Origin of the sequence: Pseudomonas brassicacearum, from assembly GCF_003732265.1 — a bacterium.
In the GTDB taxonomy this organism is placed as follows: Bacteria; Pseudomonadota; Gammaproteobacteria; order Pseudomonadales; family Pseudomonadaceae; genus Aquipseudomonas; species Aquipseudomonas brassicacearum_D.
The window spans coordinates 1-598 of sequence record NZ_MOBK01000072.1 but is presented as its reverse complement, the minus strand read 5'-3'; the positions used below and the strand labels follow the sequence as shown (position 1 = coordinate 598).

Below are 598 nucleotides of genomic sequence, written 5' to 3'. Positions count from 1 at the left end.
TACTTCCACTAAAGTTATGTTTGTCGATGTGGATATTCGCAATGTGAAGTTGTACACCGGTGAAACGATCTTTGCCAAGAATACCGAGGTTGCTGATAAGGCGCGCCTGGCCATCAGGACCAAGCTAGGTCTGAACGTGGTATCGACAATCGAAGAGTATGAAATCTGATTAAGAAGAAGGGCAGTCATGGCGACTGCCCTTTTTATTACGGAGGCCTAACATGGATGAAGAATGTTTAGTTCTGGTTGTCGGGGCTTGCGTGGTGATTATTCCCGATGGTGAGCGGCTGGAAGTTTATCGCGATCTGGTCAACTCGGTTTTGCTGGCGCAACTGGTTGCCAATAAGAAACGTGAAAAATCCCTGTCCCCGGATTGGTACGGCACGTACGTGAGTGTCCTTGATGATTTCTGGTTACGCCATCAGAAGTCGAAGCAGACATGGCCGGTCAGCAATCCCGGAAGTCAGTCGGCGCTGGAGTTTTTCAATACCGCGTTAAGCAATGATGCGATGCCTGAAACCCGAATAATGGGCGCAGTTCTGCAGCGAATGGCACACATACCGGGCGACGAACTCGCCATCCAGCGATTGCGCAGTTT

Annotated in this window: 1 pseudogene; it reads left to right on the top strand. The window is 50.0% G+C overall.

Going from position 1 to position 598, the window contains the following annotated elements:
• Positions 1-221: 221 nt before the first annotated feature.
• Positions 222-598 (top strand): annotated as a pseudogene (locus tag BK660_RS30095) (hypothetical protein); the annotation flags it as partial.